Origin of the sequence: Saccharopolyspora sp. 6V (genome assembly GCF_020176785.1) — a bacterium.
GTDB lineage: Bacteria > Actinomycetota > Actinomycetes > Mycobacteriales > Pseudonocardiaceae > Saccharopolyspora_C > Saccharopolyspora_C gregorii.
The window spans coordinates 1-24835 of sequence record NZ_JAIUKB010000019.1; the positions used below are offsets into that span (position 1 = coordinate 1).

Below are 24835 nucleotides of genomic sequence, written 5' to 3' on the forward strand. Positions count from 1 at the left end.
CAAAACAAACTGCGCCGGCGCCGCGGGCTTTTCTTTTTATTATTTCTGGGGGGGGGGGGGGGGGGGCCCGCGGCCCCCCCCCCCCCCCCCCCCCCGACAGGTCAGAGACGGACGCCTTCCATTTCTCGAATCAGGCTCTTCGGTCGCATGTCAGTCCAGTTCTCGTTGACGTAGTCCACGGCTGATTGGCGATCGGTCTCCTCGAGCGCGACGGTCCATCCGGCCGGGGCCTCGGCGAACGCCGGCCACAGCGAGTGCTGGCCCTCGTCGTTCACCAGAACCAGATACGTGCCGTCGGGGTCCTCGAACGGGTTGGTGCTCATGATGTTCTCCTCTCCGGTCATGCGTTGGTCGTGCGTTGGTCGTGCTTCGCGGTGTCGTGGTCGAGGCCGGAATCCTGGGCTCACAGCAGGTCGTCCAGGACGCCGCCGATGCGGGCGATCGCGTCCGGATCGGTGAGCATCCCGTCGTGGGTGGCATCCACGCCGTGATCCAGCACCGTTCCCGTCACGTACGGCCGCCAGGCGGCGGAGGTGAGCGGATCACCTCGATCCCCGTCCACTGCGGTCCGATCGTGGGTGCGCCGGAGTGCGGTGAAGCTCACCAGATCACCGTCGAAACGCGCGGGCTCGAAGCTCTCCATGAGCCTGCAGTTGTCCACGAAGACCCTCATGCACGCCTTCAACCCGTCGGTGCCCAGTGCCGCCAGCCTGCTGTTCTGCTCGTCGAGGTAGTCCGCGTACCGGGTGAGCACCGCGTCCTGGTCGCCCTCGAACTCGGCACCGTCGAAGTCGAAGCCGGCATCAGCCAGGAGCGAGCCCACGATCTCCGCGTCCGTACGATCGACGATGGTCCGCCCCTCGTCCGGGAACGAGTCCACCGTCACCACGTGGCTGACCCGCTCGCCCTGCTCCTGCAGCAGCGTCGCCATCGCGTGCACGACGAGGCCGCCGAAGGACCACCCGAGCAGCCGGTACGGACCCCGCGGTTGGACTCGCCGGACCTCCCGCACGTAGTCGGCGGCCATCTCCCCGATGGAACCCGGGGTCGCGTCGGCGTTTCGCAGCCCCCGGGCCTGGATGCCGTAGAGCGGCTGGTCTGCGGACAGGTGCGCCATCAGCCCCGCGTACGACCAGCTCGTCCCGGAACCAGGGTGCACGCAGAACAGCGGTGGCCTGTTCCCCCTCGGCCGCAGCGGGAGCAGGCATTCGAACGGGTCCCGGGTGGTGTCCGATCCCAGTTCCTCGGCGAGCATGGCAACGGTGGGCGACTCGAACACCGAGCGCACCGACAGCTCCACACCGAACGCGGCACGAACCCGATTCACCAACTGCGTGGCGAGGAACGAGTGTCCTCCCGACCTGAAGAAGTCGTCGTGGACGCCGATCGACGGCAAGCCCAGCAGCTCCTCGAACAGACCGCACAGGACTTCCTCCTCCGGTGTGCGAGGCGCGACCTCGTCAGTGCCGAGGCACGGTTCCGGGAGTGCGGATCGGTCGAGCTTCCCGTTGGCGGTCAGGGGGAACGCGTCGAGCGGCACGAACGCTGACGGCACCATGTATTCCGGCAGCACCGTCCCGACGTGCTTGCCGAGGGCCTCCGGGTCCACGCTGCGCCCGTCGTGGAGCACCACGTAGCAGACCAGGCGGAGATCTCGGGGCGGGTACTCCCGCGCGAGGACGACGGCCGTCCGCACCGCCGGGTGGCTGGTCACCGCGGACTCGACTTCGCCGAGTTCGATGCGGAAACCTCGGACCTTCACCTGGAAGTCCGCCCGGCCCACGAACCGGAGTTGCCCCTCCCGCGTCCACCGCACCAGATCACCGGTGCGGTACATGCGGGAACCAGCCGCTCCGAACACGTCGGCGACGAACCGTTCCGCCGTCATGTCCGGGCGGTTCAGGTACCCGCGCCCGACTCCCGACCCCGCGATGTACAGCTCTCCCACCGCACCCACGGCGACCGGTACGAGCTGGTCATCGAGCACGTACAACCGGGCGTCGCGGATCGCACCGCCGATCGGCGGTGCGCTCGGCCAGACCTCGGCGTTCCCGTCCAGCACGCATCCCGTCATCACGTGCGTCTCGGTCGGCCCGTACTGGTTGTGCATCCGCCGGCCGGGTACGCGAGCGTGGAAATCACGAATCGCGTCGCTGGGCACGAGCGCTTCCCCGGACTGCACGATGTCGCACAGCGCGGGAAGGTCGCGGTCCTGGTCGAGAGCGGCCTCGGCGACGGCCTGCACCACCAGGTTCGGTACGAACAGTTCCTCGATGCGGTGTTCGTCCAGCCAGCCGACCAGCCGTTCGGAGTCGCGACGCACGTCCTCCGGGCACTCCACGAGCGTCTTGCCGAAGAGCGTCGCGGAGAAGATCTCCTGCACCGACACGTCGAAACCGATGGGAGCGAACTGCGCCGTCACCTTGGGCTCGCCGGGGTCCCGTGGCAGCACGGTGTCCTGCCACGACACGAGGTTCCTGACCGTGCCCGCCCGCTGCACGACGGCTTTGGGGCGACCGGTCGAGCCGGACGTGTAGATCACGTACAGCGGGTGGTCGGCCAGCAGCGGTGCGTGCCGCTCGGCGTCCGCCAGGTCCGCCGACGTCTGCGCGGCGACGTGTTCCCGCAGCGCGGGGTCGTCCAAGCACAACGTCTCCCCGACGACGCCCGCGAAGCGCTCCCCCTGGTCGCTGTTCGTCAGCAGCACTGCGGGTTCGGCGTCGTTCAGGACGAACCGAATGCGCTCGTCCGGGTGCGAGACGTCGATCGGGACGTACGCGGCACCGGATTTCACCACCGCCCAGACCGTGACGACGAAGTCGATCGACCTGGGGAGCAGTACCGCCACGTACGACTCGGCACCCACTCCGCGTTCCACGAGGACTCGCGCGAGGCGATTCGCCCGCGCGCTGAGTTCCGCGTAGGTGACGGCATCCGAGCCGTGGACGACCGCTCGGCGTCGCGGTGTCGCCCTGACCTGCTCTTCGAACACGGCGGGCAGGTTCCGCCACGGCAACGCGCTCCCGGTGTCGTTGAAGGTACCGACGACCAGCTCGCGATCCTCCGGCGACAGCACGTCCACCCGGTCGACCCGCACCGCCGGGTTCGCCACCACGGTGCGCAGCAGCCGCACCAGGCGCTCGCTCAGCGCCTGTGCGGTGGACCGATCGAAGAGGTCGGCGCTGTACTCGACCGACGCCTGCATCCCCGCCGGGGAACCATCCTCACCGCGACTTTCGGCGAAGAACCAGAACAGGTCGAACTTGGCCGTGGGCTTGATGATCGGCTGCGTGCGGACCGTCAGCTCGGCCGACCGCTCCGGCGCGCCTTCCACGACCACCTGTTCGTTGTTGTTCAGCGTGAGCTGCACTTGGTACAGCGGGTGGCGAGCCAGTGAGCGATCCGGGTTGAGCAGCTCCACGAGCCGCTCGAACGGCAGTTCCTGGTGCTCGTAGGCCGCCAGGTCGGTCTCCCGGACGCGGTCCAGCAACTCGCGGAAAGTGGGATCGCCCGTGAGGTCGGTGCGCAGCACCAGCGAATTCACGAAGAAGCCGACCACGTCGTCCACGGCGTCGTCGGTACGGCCCGCGATGGGTGTTCCGATCGGGATGTCCCGGCCCGCGCCCAGCCTGCTGAGGACGGCCGCCAGTCCTGCCTGCAACACCATGAACAACGTCGAACGGGTGTCCCGGGCCAACTTGAGCAATGCCGCGTGCAGGTCGGCGGGAACGTCGAACAGGACCATCCCGGCTTCCTGCGAGGACAACGCCGGCCGGGATCGGTCCGTGGGCAACTCCAGTTCCTGCGGAAGACCGTCCAACGCCTCCGCCCAGTACGCGAGCTGGCTGCTCAGCTCGCTGTCCGGATCGTGCTCGGAACCGAGGATGTCCCGCTGCCACAGCGCGTAGTCCGCGTACTGGACCGGTAGCGGAGTCCACTGCGGGCTCACGTGTTCCCGCCGCGCGTCGTAAGCGACGCTGAGGTCCCGCCGCAGCAACGGCATGGACCACCCGTCACCGCAGATGTGGTGCAACAGCAGGAGCAGGACGTGGTCACCGGAATCCACAGCGAACAGCAACGCTCGCAGCGGGGGCTCCGCGGCGAGGTCGAACCGGTGCCGCACGGCGTCGGTGAGCCGGTCCTCCAGCTCGGCCTCGGTCGTGTTCACGACGTCGAGCGCGACGGTCGCGTCCTCGCGCACGACCTGGTACGGGCCTTCGTCGTCCTCGCCGAAGACCGTCCGCAGCGGCTCGTGGCGTGCGACCACGTCGCACAGCGCTTCGCGGAGCGCGTCCCGGTCCAGCCGGCCGGACAACCGCAAGGCTGCCGGGATGTTGTACGTCGGCTGGGGACCTTCCACCCGATGCAAGAACCACAGCCGCTGCTGGGCGAACGACAACGGAATCCGGGACGGCCTCGGCGTCGCGGGAGTCACGCCACCGCGCCGGGAACCGGCCCGAGCGAGGGCGGCGGACAGGCTCGCGACCGTCGGATGGTCGAACACCGACCGCACCGGCACTTCCCGGTGCAAGGTGGACCGGATGCGGCTCACCAGCCGGGTGGCCAGCAACGAGTTTCCGCCCAGGTCGAACAGGTGGTCGTCGATCCCCACCGAGCGCAGGCCGAGGATCTCCGCGAACAGCTCGCAGAGGATCTCCTCACGCGGTCCCCTCGGTCCGCGTTGGACCTCGGCCACCGCGGCGTCGACGTCCGGCAAGGCCGCCTTGTCGACCTTCCCGCCGGGCGTTCGGGGAATCTCCGGCACGGCGTGGACCACGTTCGGCACCAGGTAGCGAGGCAGGACTTCGGTGATCGCGGCGCGCAACGCCGCCGTGTCGAGGTCGTCGGAACCCGCGACGTAGGCGACGAGGCGCTTCTCCCCGTCGGTGCGGAGGACGACCACGCAGTCCCGCACCCCGGGCTGCCCGGCGAGCACGGTTTCGATTTCCCCGGGTTCGACGCGGAAACCACGCAGCTTGAACTGCTCGTCCGACCGCCCCACGAACTCGAGCGCTCCGTCCCGGTTGCGGCGCACCAGGTCCCCGGTTCGGTACATCCGCGACCCGGCCGGTCCGAACGGGTTCGCCACGAAGCGCTGCCCGGTCGGTCCGGCCTGGCCTAGGTAGCCGCGTGCCAGCCCCGCACCGGCGAGGTACAGCTCCCCCGCCATACCGGGGGCGACCGGATGCAGGTCCCGGTCGAGGACGTACAGCGAGGTGCCGTCCATCGGCGCACCGATCGGCACCACCTCGCCGACCTCCTCGGCGGTCCGCACCGGCTGGTGGGTAGCGTTCACGGTGATCTCGGTCGGGCCGTACAGGTTGGTGACGGTCAGGCCGGGTGAGCGCTCCAGCACCCGCCGGAACGACCGTGCGGACGCGGCGTCACCTCCGGTCGTCACCTCCCGCAAGGTCGACAGCAGCGCGGGCTGCTCGTCGGCGATCAGGGTGAACAGTGCGGTGGTCAGCAGCGCGCCGGTCACCTCGTGCCGGACGACCAGCTCGTGCAGGCCCGCGAGATCCACCTCGCCGTCGGGCACGACGACGATCCGCTTGCCGTTGAGCAGCGGCACCCACAGCTCGTAGGTGGACGCGTCGAACGCCAGGGCCGCGGTCATCAGGACGCGGTCGTGCGCTCCAGTCCGCCAGCGCTGGTCGTGCGCCAACTCGGCGACGCCACGGTGCGTGATCCCGACGCCCTTGGGCACTCCCGTCGAGCCCGAGGTGAACATGACGTAGGCGAGCTGGTCCGGGGCGATCGCGACCTCCGGCGCGTGTTCGGGCATCCCGGCGACGGTCTCGTCGGAGTCGACGACGAGCGTTCGCAGCCCCAGCTCCGCCGCTTCCTCCTGGTAGCGCCGGTCGGTGAGGACGATCCGGGCCCCGACTTCCCGCGCCATCCGCCGACGCCGCCCCGTGGGGAACGAACGGTGCAGCGGGACGTAGGCACCGCCGGACCCGAGCACGCCGAGAACCGCCGTCACGGTGTGCGGTGCGCGCTCCATCAGGATGAGCACCCGCTCCTCGGGCTCGACGCCCTCGGCCAGCAGCCGGTGGCCGAGCCGGTGCGCACGGGCCACCAGCTCGCGGTAGGTGGTGTCGCCGCTGGCGCCGGAGACGGCGACCGCGTCCGGTGTCCTGCCGGCATGGTCGCGGACGAGATCGGGGAGGGAGCGGAGCTCGACCGGCCCGGGAACGCCGTGCGTTCCGGCTGCCACCGCCTCCGGCGCGCCGAGGGTGCCCACCGGGCGGTCCGGGTCGGTCGCGATGTCGGTGATCAGGCGTGCCACCCGATCCAGCACGTCCTGAGCCGTGGCGCGGTCGAACACGTCGGGCCGGTAGTCCAGGCGCAACCGGATCCGCTCACCGGGCGCACCGACGAGGGTCATCGGGTAATGGCTGGCGTCCACTCCGTCCACTGCGGACACACGTAGGCGGTCGCCGGGGCCGTCAGCGGCCGGCGCGCTACCCGACGGGTAGTTCTCGAACACCACCAGCGTGTCGAACAACCCACGCCCGCCTGCCGCGACCAGGCGCTGGATCTCGGCGAGGCCGAGGTGGTGGTACGGCATCAGCCTGGTCTGCTCGTTCTGGAGACCGTGCAGGAACTCGGTGGCGGTCTGCCCCGGCCTGACTCGCGCCCGCAGGGGCACGGTGTTGATGAACAGGCCGAGCATGTCCTCGACCCCGACGAGGTCAGAGGGTCTCCCGGACACCGTGATCCCCGCCGTGACGTCCCCTCGGCCGGTCAGCCGCGACACGACGCACGACCACGCGCCTTGCAGGACGGTGTTCAGGGTGAGTCCTTCGTCCCTGGTCCACGTGGTGAGCGCCGCCGTGACCTGCGCCGGCAGCGAGACTCCCAGCTTGCACGGGACCGTGGACGCGGGGTCCGCGTCGGGCGCGACGAGCGTGGCGCCGTCGATGCCGGCGAGGTGCTCCCGCCAGGCTCTGCGCGCCTCGTCCCGGTCTTGGGCGGCGAGCCAGCCGAGGTAGTCCTTGTACGGCCGTACGCGCGGCAATCCGTCCACGTCGCCGTTGCTCGCGTACAGCGCGAGGAGTTCCTTCCACAGCAACGGCATCGACCAGCCGTCGAGCAGGATGTGGTGGAACGTCAGGATGAATCGATGCCGCCGCTCCCCCTCGCGGATGAGCGTGAACCGCAGCACGGGCGGTGCGGTGAGGTCCAGCCGCCGCGCCCGCTCCTCGGCGACGGTGCGATCGGCGGCCTCGGCGCGCTCCCCGTCCGGCAGGTCACCGAGGTCGACCTCGCGCCACGGCAGTTCCACGCTCTTCGGGATGAGCTGCACCGGACGGTTCACGCCCTGGTAGCGGAACGCGGCTCGCAGGTTGTCGTGACGCCGCAACAGGCCGTCCGCGGCGGCGCGCAGCGCGACGCGGTCGAGGGGTCCCTCCAGGTCCAACACCAGTTGCACCGCGTAGAGGTCCGGCCCCGCCTCGTCGTAGACGTGGTGGAAGAAGATCCCCTCCTGCAACGGGGACAACGGCAGGATGTCCTGAAGGCCGGACCGGCTCATTCCGCGTTCCTCCACTCGGCTTCCAGCATGTCGATCTCGCTCTGGCTCAACTCCGCCAGTGCGACGTCGGACGGGGTGTGCCCGCCCCCGTCCGGGGCGTGCGCGTGTTCCACGAGCGCCCGCAACGCCTGGCCGAACAGGTCCGCGAGTTCCACGACCTCGCCCTCGTCGAGCAGGGCACGAGGCCACACCCAGTTCGTCTCCAGCTTCGGCCCGTCGGCCCCGTCCCTGGTGACGGTGGCGACCTCCAGCAGGTGGGGCAGCACCATGTCCTGGTCCTGGCCGCCGATACCGGAAAGATCTCCCAACAGGGACCAGGCCGCGCTCGGCCCGGATGCCTCGGACTCGGAGGAACGGCCCAGGTAGTTGAAACCGACTTGCGCCTGTGGGCAGCCGGCGAGGACGGTCGCGCCTCGCTCGTCCAGGTAGCGCAGCGCGCCGTATCCCAGGCCGTGGTCCGGGACGGCGCGCAGCCGTTCCTTGACCTGCCGCAGCACCTGCCCCGCGGCAGGGCCGCCCGCCATCGCCTCGACGCGGTCGACCGCACCGGTGTCGAGCAGGACGGGATGCATGTTGGCGAACCAGCCCATCGTGCGGGACACGTCGACACCGCCGAGGATCTCCTCCTCCCGGCCGTGGTTCTCCAAGTCGACCAGGACACCGGCGGCGCGGCCTCGCCGCCATTGGGCCAGCGCCATCGTCAGGGCCGCGAGCAGGACGTCGTTCACGCCCGCGTGGAACGCCTCCGGAGCCGTGGTCAACACCGCCTCGGTGACCTCCCGCGGCACTTGCCTGGACACCCGAGCGCAGTCGGCGTTCGTCCGGCCCACTGAATCGGCGTCCACTTCGAACAACGGGCTGCTCTCGGCATGCAGGCCCGCCCAGTAGGCGAGTTCCGGCTCCCGGCCCGGCGAACGGGCCCAGTCACGCAGCCGCAACGCCCACTGCCGGAACGAGGTGCGCACGGGCTGGAGCTCGACCGGCCGGGCGTCGTGCAGGCACTGGTACGCCTCGGCCAGATCCGGCACGAGTGCCGCCCACGACACCGGATCCACGGCGAGGTGGTGCGCGACGACGAGGATCGTCGCGGGTTCGCCTCCTCCTGCCGGGAAGTGCACCACTTGCAGGAGGCTCCCGGTCGCCAGGTCGAGCCGTTCCCGCGCCGAGGCGGCGTGGTCGGCCATGAGCCGCAGCCGGTCTCGGCCCTGCGACCGGGACACGTCGATGGTGCGGACCCGGTCGTCCGCCCGCACGGTTCCCGGCTCCACGACGTGCAGAGCCCAGCGCGAGCCGGCCCCGCGCCCGGTGTCGGCCGGGTCGAAGTCGACGCGCATCCGCAATGCGTCGTGGTGGTCGAGCACCGCCTGCACCGCCGAGACGAGCGTGTCGTGCTCGGTGTTCTCGGGAGCCCGCAGCACCTTCCACTGGTTGAGCCGGTCCACCGGCCCGCCCATCTCGGCGAACCAGTGCAGCACCGGGGTCAGTGGGACCTCGCCCACCCCGTTGGTGTCGGCGAGATCGGGCGCGCTCTCCTCGAACCGCGCCACCCGCGCCAGCCCCGCGACCGACTTGTGCTCGAAGACGTCCTTGGCGGTGAACACCAGTCCGACGCGGCGCGCACGGCCGGCGAGCTGGATGGACATGATGCTGTCCCCGCCCAACGCGAAGAATCCGTCGTCGATGCCCACGGACTCCAGCCCGAGAACGTCCGCGAACAGCTCGCACAGCACCTTTTCGCGCTCGTCCCTCGGCGCTCGCCCGGTCACCACGGCCTCGGCGACCGGCTCCGGCAGCGCGCGATGGTCGATCTTGCCGTTGGGGGTGAACGGCAGTGCGTCGAGGCGGACGATCGCGGCCGGGACCATGTACTCCGGCAGTGCGGCGGCCACGTGCGCACGCAGCGCTTCCCCGTCCACGCCGGTCCCGGCGGCCGTCGGCACCACGTAGCTCACGAGGCGTTTGTCCCCCGGACGGTCCTGCCTGAGCAGCGTCACGCCCTGCGCCACGGCGGGATGTCGTTGCAGTACCGCGTCGATCTCGCCGAGTTCGACGCGGAAGCCGCGGATCTTCACCTGGTGGTCGACCCGGCCGACGAACTCCACGTCACCACGTGCGTTCCAGCGCACCAGGTCGCCGGTGCGGTACATCCGCTCGCCCGGGGCTCCGAAGGGGTCGGCCACGAACCGCTCGGCCGTGAGGACGCGGCGGCCCAGGTACCCCCGGCCGACACCGCTGCCAGCGAGGTACGCCTCGCCGAGGACACCGCGCGGCACCGGGTTGAGCGCCGCGTCCAGCACGTACAGCCGGTCGTCCGGGATGGCCCGGCCGGCGTCGGGCTGCTCGGCACCGGTGAGCGGTTCGCTCATCGTGGTGAGCACGGTCGACTCGGTGGCACCGTAGACGTTGACCAGCCGGCGTCCCGCACGATGCCAGCGCGCCGCGAGTTCAGCCGAGAACGCCTCGCCGCCGACCAGCACTCCGCGCAGGCTCGGCACGTCCAGGGGGTCGAGGGTGGCGAGCAGCGCCGGTGGTGCCGCCAGGTGCGTGACACCGTGCGCTCGGACGAACTCGGCGAGTTCGTCACCCCCGACGACGCTGTCCCGCGGTCCGAGCACCATCGTCGTCCCGCTCAGGAGGGTCATGACGAAGTCGCCGAGAGCCGCGTCGAAGTTCGGCGACACCAACTGGAGCACGCGGCTCGTGCTGTCGAGGCCGAGTTTGTCGACGTGTCCGGCCGCCAGGCCCGCGAGGCCGTGGTGATCCACCTGGACGCCTTTGGGCCGACCAGTCGAACCGGACGTGTACACGACGTAGGCCACTGCGGACAGCTGGAGCGGCGAGATCCTGTCGCCGTCGTCCACGTCGTGGTCAGGACACGCACGAATCGCAGCGCGAACCGTCTCGTCGTCGACCAGCAACCGAGCGACGCCCTGGTGAGGAAGCGATTCCTCCAGGTGTCGCGCCGTGATCACCAGCGACGGACGCGCGTCATCGAGCATGAACTCGATGCGATCCGCCGGGTAGTTCGGATCGACCGGCAGGTAGGCCGCTCCCGCCTTCTGCACTGCGAGCAGGGCGACGACGAGTTCCTCGCCACGTGGCAAGGCGACCGCCACCACCCGCTCAGGACCGACGCCGAGCGAGATCAGGTACCGAGCCCACCGGTTGGCGCGGGCGTTGAGCTCCGCGAAGCGGATCTCCCGGCCCTCGGCCACCACGGCGGGGTGGTGCGGCGTCCGGTCGCACTGGCGCTCGAACAGCGTGGCCCACGTTCCCGGTTCGGTGTCGGCGTCGCCGCCGCCCGTCGCCACCAGTGCCGCGCGCTCGGAAGCCGCGAGCACCTCGGCCTGCCGCACCCGGCGGGACGGATCCTCGACCAACGAGGCCAGCAACCGGCGGAACCACTCGCCGAGTCGTCGCGCCGTGGCGGCGTCGAACAGGTCGGCGCTGAACTGCACCGTGCAGTCGAGCCCACCCGCGCGTCCGTCCCGGTCACGGGGCCGCTCACCGAAACCGAACAGCAGGTCGAAGTTCGCGACTCCGGTGTCCAGCGGGTACGAGGTGACGTCCAGCTCCGCGACACCTCCGACTCCGCCGGCGCCTCCGCCGGGAACAGCAGCGGCGTCGTTGAGCGAGAGCATCACCTGGAACAGCGGATGCTTGGCCAGTGACCGATCCGGTGCCAGCAGGTCCACCAGTCGCTCGAACGGCACGTCCTGGTGGGCGTAGGCGTCCAGGTCGGTGCGGCGGACCCGCGCCAGCAGTTCCGCGAAGGTGGGCGCTCCGGACACGTCGGTCCGCAGCACCAGCGTGTTGACGAAGAAGCCGACCAGGTTCTCGGTCGCCGCGTCGGTCCGGCCCGCGACCGTCGTGCCCAGCGGGATGTCGTCGCCCGCGCCCAGTCGGTGCAGCAGCGCTGCCAACGTCGCCTGCAACACCATGAACACGCTCACCGCGTGCTCCCTGGCGACCTGCACGATCCGGGCGTGCAGGTCCGGTGGGACCTCGAAGGTGGTCCGACCACCCCGGTAGGACGACGAGGAGGGGCGGGGACGGTCCACCGGCAGGCTGATCTCGGTGGGCAGGTCGGCCAACGAGGACGTCCAGTAGTCCAGTTGAACGGCCAGTGGACTGTGCGGGTCGTCCTCGGCACCGAGCGCCTCGCGCTGCCACAGCGCGTAATCCGCGTACTGCACGGGCAGCTCAGGCCACTGCGGACCCTCGGCGGCCCGCCGGGCGCGGTACGCGGTGGTGAGATCGCGAACCAGGACCGGAACCGACCAGCCGTCGGCGGCGATGTGGTGCAGGGACAGGAGAAGCACGTGCTCGTCGTCCCGGCCGTCGATCTCGAACAGCACGCCGCGCACCGGTAGCTCGCCGGCGAGGTCGAAGCCCTGACGCGCCGCCTCCGTGACGTCTCCGGCGAGTCCGGCCTCGCTCGTCGTCACGACCTCCCAGGGTGGACGAACGATGTCGACGACCACCTGGTGGGGACCCTCCGCGTCCTCCACGAACACCGTCCGCAGGACCTCGTGCCGGGCCAGCACGTCCGCGAACGCCGCCGCGAGCGCGTCGCGATCGAGCCTGCCGGTCAGCCGGAGCGCCAGCGGCATGTTGTACGCCGCGTTGCCGTCCTGGAACCGGTTGGCGAACCAGAGCCTGCGCTGCCCGAACGACAGCGGCAGCAGCCCGGGTCGGGAAGCCCTGCGCAGCGGGGTGCGCGCCCGGTCGGCGTCGCGCAGCGCCAGGGCGAGCCCCGCGACCGTCGGCGTGTCGAACACCTGCCGGATCGCGATCTCCGCACCGAAGGCGGCACGAATCCGGCCCGCCAGCGTGGTGGCGAGCAGCGAATGGCCGCCGCGCGCGAAGAAGTCGTCGTCGATGCCGACCGCACCGACGCCGAGCACGTCGGCGAACAACTCGCAGAGGATCTCCTCCTGCGGTCCGCGCGGAGACCCGCCGCCGGTACCGCCGTCCTCCGGTGCAGGCAGTGCGCGGCGGTCGAGCTTCCCGTTGGGTGTCAGGGGAAGCTCGTCCATCAGGACGAACGCCGACGGCACTTGGTACTCCGGGAGGAGCGCCGCGAGGTGTTCGCGGACCGAGTCCACCCCCGGCGCCTCGCCGGCAGGCACGAGGTACGCCACGAGCCGGGCGCTTCCGGGCTGGTCCTCCCGCACGACGACGGCACTGCGCTCCACGGCGGGGTGCGCGGTGAGCGCCGCCTCGACCTCTCCCGGCTCGACGCGGAACCCGCGCAGTTTGACCTGGTCGTCGGCACGACCCAGGAAGTCCAGCGCTCCGTCCCGGTTCCACCGGACCAGATCCCCGGTTCGGTACATCCGCGCGCCGGGGGCACCGAACGGGCAGGCGATGAAACGCTCGGCGGTGCCCGCCGCACGGGCCAGATAGCCCCGGGCCAGCCCGGAACCGGCGACGTACAGCTCCCCCGGCATACCGGCCGGAACGGGTCGAAGCCGGCGATCCAGGACGAAAACGCTGGTGCCGAGCACCGGCCGCCCGATCGTCGGATGCTCGCCCACCGCGAGCGGTGCGCTCATCGTCGCGGCGACGGTGACCTCGGTCGGCCCGTAGGCATCGATCACGCGGCGGCCACCGGTCGCCCACCGGGACGCGAGTTCCGCCGTGACGGCCTCGCCTCCGATCACCACGCACCGCACGGCCGGAACCTCCTGCTCCGCGACCGTGTCGAGGAGCGAGGCGGACAGCATCACGTGGGAGGCGCGCCGTTTCACGAGTTCGGCGGCCAGCTCCGACCCGACGAGCCGACCGGGCGGTGGTGCCAGCACGAGTGCGGCACCCACCGACAGGGTCATCACGATATCGGCCACCGACACGTCGAACTGCGGCGACACGACCTGGAGCACCCGGCTCCGCGGCTCCAGGGCGAGCCCGTCCCGGTGGGTCGTCGCGAGTGCGGCCAGACCAGCATGGCTGACGGCCACGCCCTTCGGCTGCCCGGTGGAGCCGGAGGTGTAGATGATGTAAGCGAGGTTCGCCGGCGCCACCTCGGACTCGACCGGCGGGGCCGCCGCCTCCTCGTCGGTGCCGGGCACCAGGACCGCAGCGTCGACGCTGGATTCCAGGTCGGCCCGCGTCGCCGCGTCCGTCACGAACACGCGGGGCCGCGCCTCGGCGACGATCGCCCGGGTGCGCTCGGCAGGCGCGTCGGCTGCCAGCGGGAGGTACACCGCACCGAGCTTGAACACGGCCAGGACCGCCTCGATCCACTCGTACGAGCGGGGCAGCACGACCGCGACCACCTGCTCCGGTCCAGCGCCGTAAGCCGCCAGCCGGTGCGCGAGGGCGTTGGCCCGCCGGTCGAGTTCCGCGTACGACAGGCTGGTTCCGCTCTGCGCGCACTCCACCGCGATGGCGTCCGGTGTGGTCCGGACGACCTCGTGGAAACCGTCCGTCCAGCGGGTCTCCGGGTGCGGGCCGCCGCGGTTGTCGCCTCGCACGAGCCGCGCCAGTTCCGCTGGGGCGACCAATTCGGTGCCGGAGAGCGGACTGTCCGGTTGCCGCGTCGCCGCGTCGAGCAGCCGCACGAGCCGGTCGACGACGTCCTCGGCCGTCCGGCGGTCGAACAGCTCGACGTCGTACTCCAGCGAGCCGCGCAGGCGCTCCACCACACCGCTGGCGGCACGGCGTTCCCGCAACGAGAACGCCAGGTCCACCTTCGCCGTGGCCGTGCCGACCGGACGGGCGCTGACCCGCACGCCGCCCCACTCGTGCACGTCCTCGTCCACGGCCGCGCGATCGCTGTCGAAGGTCAGCGAGACCTGGAACAGCGGGTTCCTCGACCGGGAACGCTGTGGGCGCAGCACCTCCACCAACCGGTCGAACGGGACGGCCTGATGAGCGTAGGCGGCGAGGTCGGTGTCCCGGACCTGGCGGACGAGTTCGGTGAACGTCGGGTCCCGGCTCAGGTCGGCGCGGAGGACGAGCGTGTTGACGAAGAACCCGACGAGCCGGTCCACAGCCTCATCCCGGCGGCCTTCGATCGGCACTCCGAGCGCGACGTCCTCCCCCGCGCCCCACCGCGACAGCAGCGCCGACAACCCTGCCTGGATCACCATGAACACGCTCGCCCCGACCTGCCGTGCGAAGGCGTCCATGCGCGCGTGCAGGTCGGCCGGGACGTCGAACGCGACGACGTCGCCCCGGTGGGCGGGGCTAGCCGGGCGGGAGCGGTCGGGCGTGACGGTGCACTCCTCCGGCAGACCGGCGAGCGCTGTGGTCCAGTAGTCGACCTGGTCGGCGAGCGGGCCGTCCTGGTCGGTGGTGCCGAGCGTCCGCTCCTCCCACAGAGCCACGTCGGCGTACTGCACCGGCAACGACGGCCACGCCGGCTCGGTGCCCGAACAGCGTGCCTCGTAGGCCGAGCGGAGATCCTCGGCGAGGACCGGCAACGACCAGCCGTCGGCGGCGATGTGATGCAGGAGGACGAGGAGCACGTGCCGTTCGACGCCCACCCGGACGAGCCACGTCCTGATCGGCGGCTCGGCGGCGAGGTCGAACGGGTGGGCGACGAGGCCGGTCAGCGTGGCGTCCAGCTCGTCCTCGTCCACCACGATCCGCGGAGGACCGATGTGGACCTCATCGGCTTCGAGCAGGACCTGGTGCGGTCCCCGGGAATCCTCGGCGATCACCGTCCGCAGCGTCTCGTGGCGACGCACGACGTCGGCCAGCGCCGCACGCAGGGCGGACTCGTCCAGGCTTCCCGACAGCTCCAGCGCGAGCGGAAGGTGGTAGCTCGGGTTGGGTCCTTCCATCCGGTCCAGCAGCCAGAGCCGGCGCTGCACCATCGACAGCGGAACCCGCCGCGGCCGGGGGGTGGCTCTGGTGACGGGCGCGCGTGCGACACCAGCGCCGTCGAGGGTTCGGGCCAGCCCGGCCACGGTCGGCTGCTCGAAGACCTGCCGGATCGCGACCTCCACGCCCAGCGCGCCGCGAATGCGGTTGACCAGCCGCGTCGCGAGCAGCGAATGCCCACCCAGCGCGAAGAAGCTGTCCTCGACACCGACGTGCGGGACGCCGAGCACGTCGGCGAACAGCGAGCAGAGCACGTCCTCCCGTGCTCCGCGAGTGCCGCGGGCCGGCCGGGACGAGGACGCGTACTCCGGAGCAGGAAGCACCGCGCGATCGAGTTTTCCGTTGGTGGTCAACGGGATCTCGTCCACGCGAACGAACGCCGAAGGCACCATGTACTCCGGCAGCGTCGACGCCACGTGCGAGCGCAACTCCGCCACGTCCAGGCTCGCCCTCGCGACGACGTAGGCGACCAGCCGCGGGTCACCCGCGCGGTCCTCGCGAACGAGGGCGGCCACGCGTTCGACCGCCGGATGGGTTCGCACCGCCGCCAGCACCTCGCCGAGCTCGACGCGGTGTCCCCGCACTGCGACCTGGTCGTCGGCGCGTCCGACGTAGACCAGGTCGCCGTCGCTGGTGCGTCGCACGAGGTCTCCCGTGCGGTACATCCGCTCGCCCGGCTCGCCGAACGGGCACGCGACGAACCGCTCGGCGGTCGATCCGGGTCGACCGTGATAACCCCGCGCGAGCTGGACACCCGCCACGTACAGTTCGCCGACCACTCCGTCCGGCACCGGGGCGATCCGATCGTCCAGCACGTAGGCGCGCACGTTGCGGAACGGCCGTCCGATCGGCACGTCGCCCTCGGGTGTCGGGGTCGCCGGGTCGAGCCGGTATTCCAGGCAGTTCACCGTGAGTTCGGTCGGCCCGTAGACGTTGCGGACGGCGACCTCGGGATGCCGCGAGCGCCAGGCCGCGAGCGCGGGTCCGCGAAGCGCTTCGCCGCCGATCAGCAGCAGTTCGCTCGGGGACATGCTGTCCGGGAGCGACTCCAGCACCTCCAGGTGGCTCGGCGTCACCTTCATCAGCGTGGGACGCGCACGGTCGTCGGCCTCGTCCGCGTTCAACGACCCCAGGCGCACGCACCCACCGGCGACCAGCGGGGTGTACAGCGCGCTGACGGTGAGGTCGAAGGACACCGGTGAATGCAGCAGGGTGCTGCCGGCGGCCTCGGGATAGGCGTCGCGAGCACGCTGGACGTAGGCGCCCAGCGCCCGGTGTTCCACAACGACGCCCTTCGGACGCCCCGTCGAGCCCGACGTGTAGATCACGTACGCGACGTCCCCGCCGAGCACGGTGGTCCGTCGGCCAGCTCCGAGGTTCTCGCCGTTGCGCCGCGCGAGGGCCTTGACGACCTCGGGTGCGTCCACCACGAGCCGCACCGCCGAGCCACCGGTCACGCGGGGCAGCGCGTCTGCGCAGGCCGCCGAGGTGACGAGGAGCTGCGGCGAGACGTCCCCGAGGACGTACGCGATCCGCTCGCTCGGCTGCTCCAAATCCACCGGCACGTAGCCCGCGCCGGCCTTCAGCACGCCGAGCAGCGCGACGACCAGGTCGACCGATCGCGGCAGCGCGAGGCCGACCAGGCAACCGCGCCCCACGCCCCGCTCGCTGAGCATCCGGGCGAGCCGGTTGGCCCGCGCGTTCAGGTCGGCGTAGGACAGCGTCTCCTCGTCCGATCGCACGGCGGGAGCCTGCGGGGTCCGCGCGGCCTGCTGCTCGAACAGGTCGGGAACGGTGCGGGCGGGCACGTCCTCAGCGGTGTCGTTCCAGTCCACGAGAACGCGGTGCCGCTCCGCGGGGTCCAGCAGGCGGAGATCGGCGACCGCGCGTCGCGGATCTCGCACTGCCTCCGACAGGACGCGCACGTAGCACCGGGTGATCATCTCTGCGGTCGCGCGGTCGAACAGGTCGGTGCTGAACAACAGGACGCCGTGCACTCCCGCCGGGTCGCCTTCGGCCGTCCGACGCTCCCGGAGTCCCATCGAGAGGTCGAACTTCGCCGAGCCCGTGGTGGCCGCGCGGGACGACGCGGTGAGACCAGGAAGGTCCACCGCGTACTGCGGATCGTCGCGCTCGAACGTGAGCATCACCTGGAACAGCGGGTGCCGGGCCAGCGAACGACGCGGGTTGAGCACCTCGACCAAGCGCTCGTAGGGCACGTCCTGGTGGGCGTAGGCCGCGAGCGAGACCTCCCGCACCCGCGCGAGCAGTTCCGCGCAGCTCGGTCGGCCGGACAGGTCGTGCCGCAGCACCAACGAGTTCACGAACAGTCCGACCAGGTCCTCGACCGCCTCCTCCGACCGCCCGGCGACCGGTGTCCCGATCGGGATGTCGGTGCCCGCACCGAGCCGGTGCAGCGTCGCCGCGAGAGCCGCCTGCGCGACCATGAACACGCTCGCTCCGTGCTCACGGCCCCACCCTTCGAGTTCGCGGTGCAGGCCGGAGGGGATCTCGAACTCCACCTGGTCACCCCGGTGCGAGGGCTCCGCGCGTCGCGCCCGGTCGAACGGCAGCGGCAGTTCCTCCGGTACGCCGTCGAGTCGTGATCGCCAGTAGTCGAGCTGCGCTCCCGCGAGGCCGGCCTGCTCGCCCTCGTCTCCCAGCAGCGCGCGCTGCCACAGCACGTAATCCGAGTACTGGGCCGGAAGCGGCGACAGCCGCGGCGGCGTCCCCGCGCAGCGCGCCGCGTACGCCGCGCTGAGGTCGCGGGCCAACACCGACACCGACCACCCATCAGCGGCGATGTGGTGGACCAGCACCAGCAGGACGTGCTCGTCCCGGGCTCGTTCGAACAGCCGGACCCGCAGGGGTGGCTCGTTCTCCAGGTCGAAACGGTGCAGCGCGTCCGCCTCGACCGCGGATTCCCACGCCGTGCCGCGTGCCTCCACGACGCGGAAGTCCACCGGCGTGGACGGTGGCAGGACGATCTGGTGCGCCCCTTCCTCGTCCTGGGCGACGACGGTGCGCAGCGACTCGTGCCTGACGACCACATCGGACAGTGCGGCGGCCAGCGCGTCGCGGTCCAGGTTCCCCGACAGGTCCAGCACGAGCGGCAGGTTGTAGGTCGCGGAGGGTCCCCGGAGGCGGTGCAGGAACCACAGCCGTTCCTGGGCGAACGACAGTGGAACCCGGTCGGGTCGTACGGCCTCCGCCGTCAGCGCGGGCCGAGCCTCGTCGTCCGGGTTCAGGGCGCGCGACAGTCCTTCGACCGTCGGGTGCTCGAACACCCGACGCACCGCGACCTCCGATCCGAACGCGGTGCGGATCCGGCTCGTCAGGCGGGTCACGAGCAGTGAATGACCGCCGAGCGCGAAGAAGTCGTCGTCGATGCCGACCGATGCGACACCCAGCACCTCTGCGAACAGGGCGCAGAGCATCTCCTCCCCGGGGTTCCTCGGTCGCCGGGTCTCGGGAGCGTGCTCCGGTTCCGGTGCGGGCAGAGCCGCCCGGTCGAGCTTCCCGTTCGGCGTCAGCGGAAGCGCGTCGAGCGGGATGAGGCTGACCGGAACCATGTACGCCGGAAGGTGTTGCGCCGCGTGCGCGCGGATCTCGGCCGTGGAGGCTGTGGCCACGACGTAACCGACGAGCTTTCGATCACCCGGCCGGTCCTCCCGGACCACCACCGCCGCCTGGGCGACGGCGGGATGTCTCGACAGCTCCGCGGCGATCTCCTCGGGCTCGATCCGGAAGCCCCGCAGCTTGACCTGGTCGTCGGTGCGGCCGAGGTGCTCCAGCCCGCCGCGAGGCCGCCAGCGGGCGAGATCCCCGGTGCGGTACATCCGCTCGCCCGGTCCCCCGAACGGGCATGCCACGAACCGCTCGGAGGTCAGGTCCGGGCGGGCCAGATATCCCCGGGCCAGGCCCGCGCCGGCCACGTACAGCTCTCCCGGCACCCCGGGCGGGACCGGCCGCAGGTGCGCGTCGAGGACGTACACCCGGGTGTTCGCGATGGGCAGGCCGATACCCGGCTCCGGGTCGTCACCGGTCAGCACGGCCGACGTCGACCAGACCGTCGTCTCCGTCGGGCCGTAGAGGTTCGTCACCGACGGTGCGTGTGCGCTCAGCGCCCGCGCGAGGTCTCCGGGCAGTGGTTCGCCACCGACCAGGACGCGCACCGAGCGCAGAGCGTCGGCGGCACCGCCGCCGACCACCTCGCGCCACAGGCTCGGCGTCGCCTGCATGACGGTGATGCCCGCCGACTCGACCAAGGCGCGGAGCCGCTCCGGGTCGCGGACGTCCTCGCGGGAAGCCAGCACGACGCGGCCGCCCGACAGCAGTGGCACGAGCAGTTCCAGTGCCGCGATGTCGAAGGCGACCGTGGTGACCGCGAGCAGCCGGTCCGATGCCGACAACTCGACCGTGCGCGTCATGTCGGCCAGGAAGTTCGCCAGCGCGCGCCGTCCGACCACCACGCCCTTCGGGCGTCCGGTCGAGCCGGACGTGTGGATCACGTAGGCCGGATGATGGCCGCGTGCTCGCGTGCCCGGATCGGTTTCCGGTTCTGCTCTCAGCAGCGCTCTCGTGTCCTCCTCGTCGAGCAGCAGGACGGGTCGCCCCGAGGGGAGGTTCCGCGCCGTCTCCCGCGTGGTGAGAACGCACCGGGGTTCGGTGCCGGCCAGCACCGTGCGCATCCGTCCGGCGGGATGCTCCGGGTCGAGCGGGACGTAAGCGGCTCCGGTTTTCACCACCGCGAGCATCGCCACGAGCAGACCCACGTCACGCGGCAAGGCGAGCGCGATCAACTCCTCTGGACCCGCGCCGTACCTGAGCAGGTGGTGTGCGAGCTGATTCGCGCGTGCGTCGAGTTCGGCGTAGGAGAGCACCACGTCTTCCTGCTGCACCGCGGGCGCCGTAGGGCATCGGCGTGCCCTGTCCTCGAAGAGCCCGATGATCGACTCGTCGTCCACCGGTCGAGCCGTGTCGTTCGGCTCATCGAGCAGCGCGCGGCGTTCCTGGTCGTCCAGCAGGTCGAGGGTGCTGACCCGACGGCGCGGGTCCTCGACGGCGAGGGCGAGCACTCGGACGAGCTGGCGGGCCAGCCGCTGGACCGTCTCCTGGTCGAACAGGTCGGTGCTGAACTCGATCGTACCGTCCACACCGGACGGACGCGGGCCGCCGCGGCGTCGCAGGGTGAACGCCAGGTCCACCCGGGACGTCGAGGTCGAAGCCGGGTGCGGAGTGCAGTCCAGCTCGGGCAGGTCGGGCGCGATCGCGTCACCGTCCGGCGCCAGCGCCAGCAGCACCTGGAACAGCGGGTGCCGGGACAGCGACCGCTCGGGCCGTACCGAGTCCACCACTCGTTCGAACGGAACGTCCTCGTTCGCGAACGCCGACAGGTTCGTGTGGCGCACCCGGTGGAGCACTTCCGCGAACTCGGGGTCGCCGGACAGATCCGCGCGCAGCACCAGCGTGTTCACGAAGAACCCGACGGTGTCCGCCACGGCGTCGTCGGGTCGACCGGCGACCGCCACCCCCAGCGGCAGGTCGTCGCCGGCTCCGAGCCGTGCGAGCAGGCAACCCAGCCCGGCCTGCACGACCATGAACAGGCTCGTCCCGCTGGCGCGGGCGAGATCTTCGAGTCGCTGGTGCAACGCGGCGTCCAGACCGAACCGCACGTGATCGCCGCGGAAGCTCGCCACGGCGGGCCGACGACGATCCGTGGGCAGCGCCAGCTCTGCCGGCGACCCGTCCAGTGTGGTCCGCCAGAACTCGAGCTGCTCGGCTAGCGGACTGACCGGATCGTCTTCGTCGCCGAGGAATTCCCGTTGCCAGAGCGCGTAGTCCGCGTACTGCACGGGGATCGGCGACCAGTCGGGCACCGCACCCGCACGACGCGCCGCGTACGCCCGGCCGAGGTCGCGGGCGAGCACCGTGATGGACCGACCGTCGGCCGCGACGTGGTGCGTGAGGAGGAGCAGCACGTGGTCGTCCGGTCCGAGTTCGAACAGCGTGCACCGCAGCGGGGGCTCGTGTGCGAGGTCGAAGGGCGTTGCCGACGCGGCGGCGAGGTGCTCGTCCACGTCAGCCGGATCCGCCGTCACCACCGGGAGCTCCACGTCGACGTCGTCGCGGACCACCTGGTGCGCTCCGGCGTCGTCCTCGGCGAAAACGGTGCGCAAGACCTCGTGCCTGGCGGCCAGGTCGGACAGCGCCGAGCGCAGCGCCGCCCGGTCGAGCGACCCGGACAGCCGCAGAGCCAGCGGCATGTTGTACGTCGCGTCGGGTTCGAAGCGGTTGAGGAACCACAGCCGCTGCTGGCCGAACGACAGCGGCACCCGTTCAGGCCGGGGGACGGGCGTCATCACCGGTCGCGCGCGACGCGTTCGATCCAGCGCCTTGGCGAGCGCCGCCACCGTCGGGTGGTCGAAGACCTGGCGGACGGTCAGCTCGACGCCCAACGCGGCGCGGGCTTTGCTCACCAGGGCGGTCGCCAGGAGCGAATGTCCGCCCAGCCGGAAGAAGTCGTCGTCCACGCCCACCTGATCGGCACCGACGACCTCGGCGAACATGCCGCAGAGGATCTCCTCGGTCGGGCTGCTGGGCTCCCGTGCCTGCCCGTGTGCGTGCTCGGGTGCGGGAAGCGCGGCGCGGTCGACCTTCCCGTTCGGCGTCAGCGGAATCTCGTCCAGGACCACCCACTCCGACGGGACCATGTACTGCGGCAACGCCGAGCGCACGTGTTCGCGCAGGGCGTCCGGCCGGACACCCTCGTCCACCACGACGTAGGCGACGAGCCGCTGATCACCCGGGGTGTCCTCCCGGACGACCACCGTCGCCTGCTCCACGGCGGAGTTCCTCGTCAGCGCGGCTTCCACTTCGCCGAGTTCGATCCGGTGCCCGCGCACCTTGACCTGGTCGTCGACCCGGCCGAGGTAGTCCAGCTCGCCGTCACTTCGCCAGCGGACGAGGTCGCCGGTTCGGTACATGCGGTTCCCCGCGCCGCCGAACGGGTCGGCCACGAACCGTTCGGACGTCAAGCCGGCACGATGCAGATAACCGCGCGCGAGCTGCTCGCCTGCCAGGTACAGCTCACCCGGGGCACCGGGAGCCACCGGGCGCAGGGCGCCGTCGAGCACGTACGCCCGGGTGTTCCACACTGGACGTCCGATGGGAACGGGCCCGCGCGGGTCCTCCGCACCCGGTTCGAGCCGGTGCACGATCGTGCCGACCGTGGCCTCGGTGGGGCCGTATTCGTTGATCAGCGTGGTGCCGGGGTTCCTCCGCCGCCACGCTGCCGCGTTCGCACCGGTGAGCGCCTCACCACCGACGACGAGTTGGCCCGTCGGATTGACGTTGTCGGGCAGCGTGTTCAGCAGCGGGAGGTGCGCGGGTGTGGCTTTGAGGAACGTCGGCCTGCCGAGTCCCGCCACGTGCTCGGCGCTTCCGGTCAGCTCGGCGATCTCCACCTGACCACCGCAGGTCAGCGGTGCGAACAGCGACGTCACGGTGAGGTCGAAAGCCACCGACGAGTGCAGCAACGTGCGCCCGGAGACGCCGGGGTACCGGTCCCGGACGTAGCTCAGGTAGTGGCCGAGCGCGCGGTGCTCGACCACGACGCCCTTGGGGTGGCCGGTCGAACCCGAGGTGTAGATGACGTAAGCCGCGTCAGCGGGCCGCAGCTGCGCACCACGATCCCCGGCGGGGTGATCGCTGAGGTGTCCACCGACGTCGTCCCACGACACCACCCGGTCACCGATGCTCTTCGGCGCCAGGCCGGTGCCCGCCAGCACCAGCACCGGGTCCGCGTCGGCGACCAGGTGTTCGACGCGCTCGGCGGGATGCTCCGGATCGATCGGAAGGTACGCGGCTCCGGACTTGAGCACCGCGAGAAGGCAGACGAGCAGTTCCGGGCTGCGCGGGAGCAGGACCGCCACGATCGTTCCCGGACCCGCTCCCCGGTCGGTCAGCGAGTGGGACAACCGGTTGGCCCGCGCGTTGAGTTCGGCGTAGGACAGTTCGGTGTCGTCGCTGACGATCGCGGGCGCGTCCGGGGTGCTCCTCGCTTGTGCCTCGATCAACTCCGGCACCGAGACCCGGCCGACGGGGCGATCGGTGTCGTTGTGCTCGGTGAGGACCCGGTGCCGCTCCCCCGCGTCGAGCAGGTCGACGGCGCCGACGAGTTGCCGAGGATCGTCGGTGATCGCGGCCAGCACCCGCACCGTGCGGCGCAGGATCGCTTCGGCCTGCTCCCGGTCGACCAGGTCGGGACGGTGGTCCAGCTTCAGGCGCAGGGTGTGCCCCGGGCCGACGACGAGGGCGAGCGGGTAGTGCGTGGCGTCGCTGCTGCGTGCTCCGGTGAGCCCGAACTCGCGGGCGGTGGACGAATCACCCTCCCCGCTGAGGGGGTAGTTCTGGAAGGTGCACACCGTGTCGAACAGTTCGCCCACGCCGATCCAGCGCTGGATCTCCGACAAGCCGACGTGCTGGTGCGGCAACAGCACACCGTGCTCGGCCTGGACCTGTCGCAACAGTTCCACGAGGGTCTGATCGGGCCGCGTACGAACGCATCGGGGCACGGTGTTGACGAACATGCCGATCATGCGCTCCACCCCGTCCAGCTCGGGCGGGCGACCGGAGACCGTGTTGCCGACGACGACGGTGTCCCTGCCGGATTGGTGACCGACGACCAGCGCCCACGCGGTGAGGACGACGGTGTTCAAGGTCAGGCCGAGCTCCCGCGTCCGCTGGACGAGCCGTTCGGTCTCGTCCTCGGACAGCTCCGCGTGGACCTGCTCCGGCACGACCGGGTCGGTGGCGGCGGGTACGACCGCCGTGGATTCGTCGACACCGCCGAGCGCACGACGCCATGCCTGTTCGTCCGCCGCCGGGTCCTGGGCGGCGATCCATTCGAGGTAGTCCCGGTACGGCCGCGCCGGCGGCAGGGTGTCGGTCGCACCGGACTCGATCGTGAGCAGTTCGTGCACGAGGATCGGCAGCGACCACCCGTCGAGCAGGACGTGGTGGTAGGTCAGGATCAGCCGGAACCTGCCGGGGCCGAGGACGACCGCGGTGAAGCGCAGCAGCGGCGGGCTTCCGAGGTCGAAGCCTCGCGCGTGGTCCTCGGCGGCGACCCGGTCCGCTGCTGCTTCGCGCTCGTCGGCCGACGACGCTCCGCCCGTCAGATCGACCAGGTGCCACGCCGCCGGTACCGAGCGGAGGACGAGCTGCGCCCACTGGCCCGACTTGCGTTGCCGGAAGCAGCTCCGCAGGGCGGTGTGCCGGTCCAGGAGCGCCTGCGCGGCGGCGTGCAGGCATTCGATGTCGACCTGGTCTCGTTCGAACTCCAGCACGGACTGTCCGATGTAGACGTCCGTGCCGTTCGGGTCGTAGACGTGGTGGAACAGCAGGCCTTCCTGGAGCGGCGAAAGTGCGAGAATGTCTTCGATCAGTTTCGAGCGGATCACG

The 24835-nt window shown here is 71.1% G+C and carries 3 protein-coding genes; all 3 read right to left on the minus strand.

Going from position 1 to position 24835, the window contains the following annotated elements; all coding sequences use genetic code 11:
* Positions 1-101 precede the first annotated feature (101 nt).
* Positions 102-323: an MbtH family protein gene (locus LCD35_RS04295; protein ID WP_224955856.1), complete on the minus strand. Its 222-nt coding sequence runs from the start codon at positions 321-323 to the stop codon at positions 102-104.
* Between the two features lie 80 nt (positions 324-403).
* Positions 404-7537: a non-ribosomal peptide synthetase gene (locus LCD35_RS04300; RefSeq protein ID WP_225043730.1), complete on the minus strand. Its 7134-nt coding sequence runs from the start codon at positions 7535-7537 to the stop codon at positions 404-406.
* Entirely contained in the window at positions 7534-24834 is a 17301-nt protein-coding gene (locus LCD35_RS04305) for a non-ribosomal peptide synthase/polyketide synthase (protein WP_225043731.1), read from the minus strand. Before LCD35_RS04305 ends, LCD35_RS04300 begins: the two co-directional genes overlap by 4 nt.
* Position 24835: the final 1 nt, after the last annotated feature.

Bases quoted from the DNA above. Each gene is read 5' to 3' on its own strand.
- LCD35_RS04295 (WP_224955856.1), bottom strand. From the start codon at position 323: ATGAGCACCAACCCGTTCGAGGACCCCGACGGCACGTATCTGGTTCTG.
- LCD35_RS04300 (WP_225043730.1), bottom strand. From the start codon at position 7,537: ATGAGCCGGTCCGGCCTTCAGGACATCCTGCCGTTGTCCCCGTTGCAG.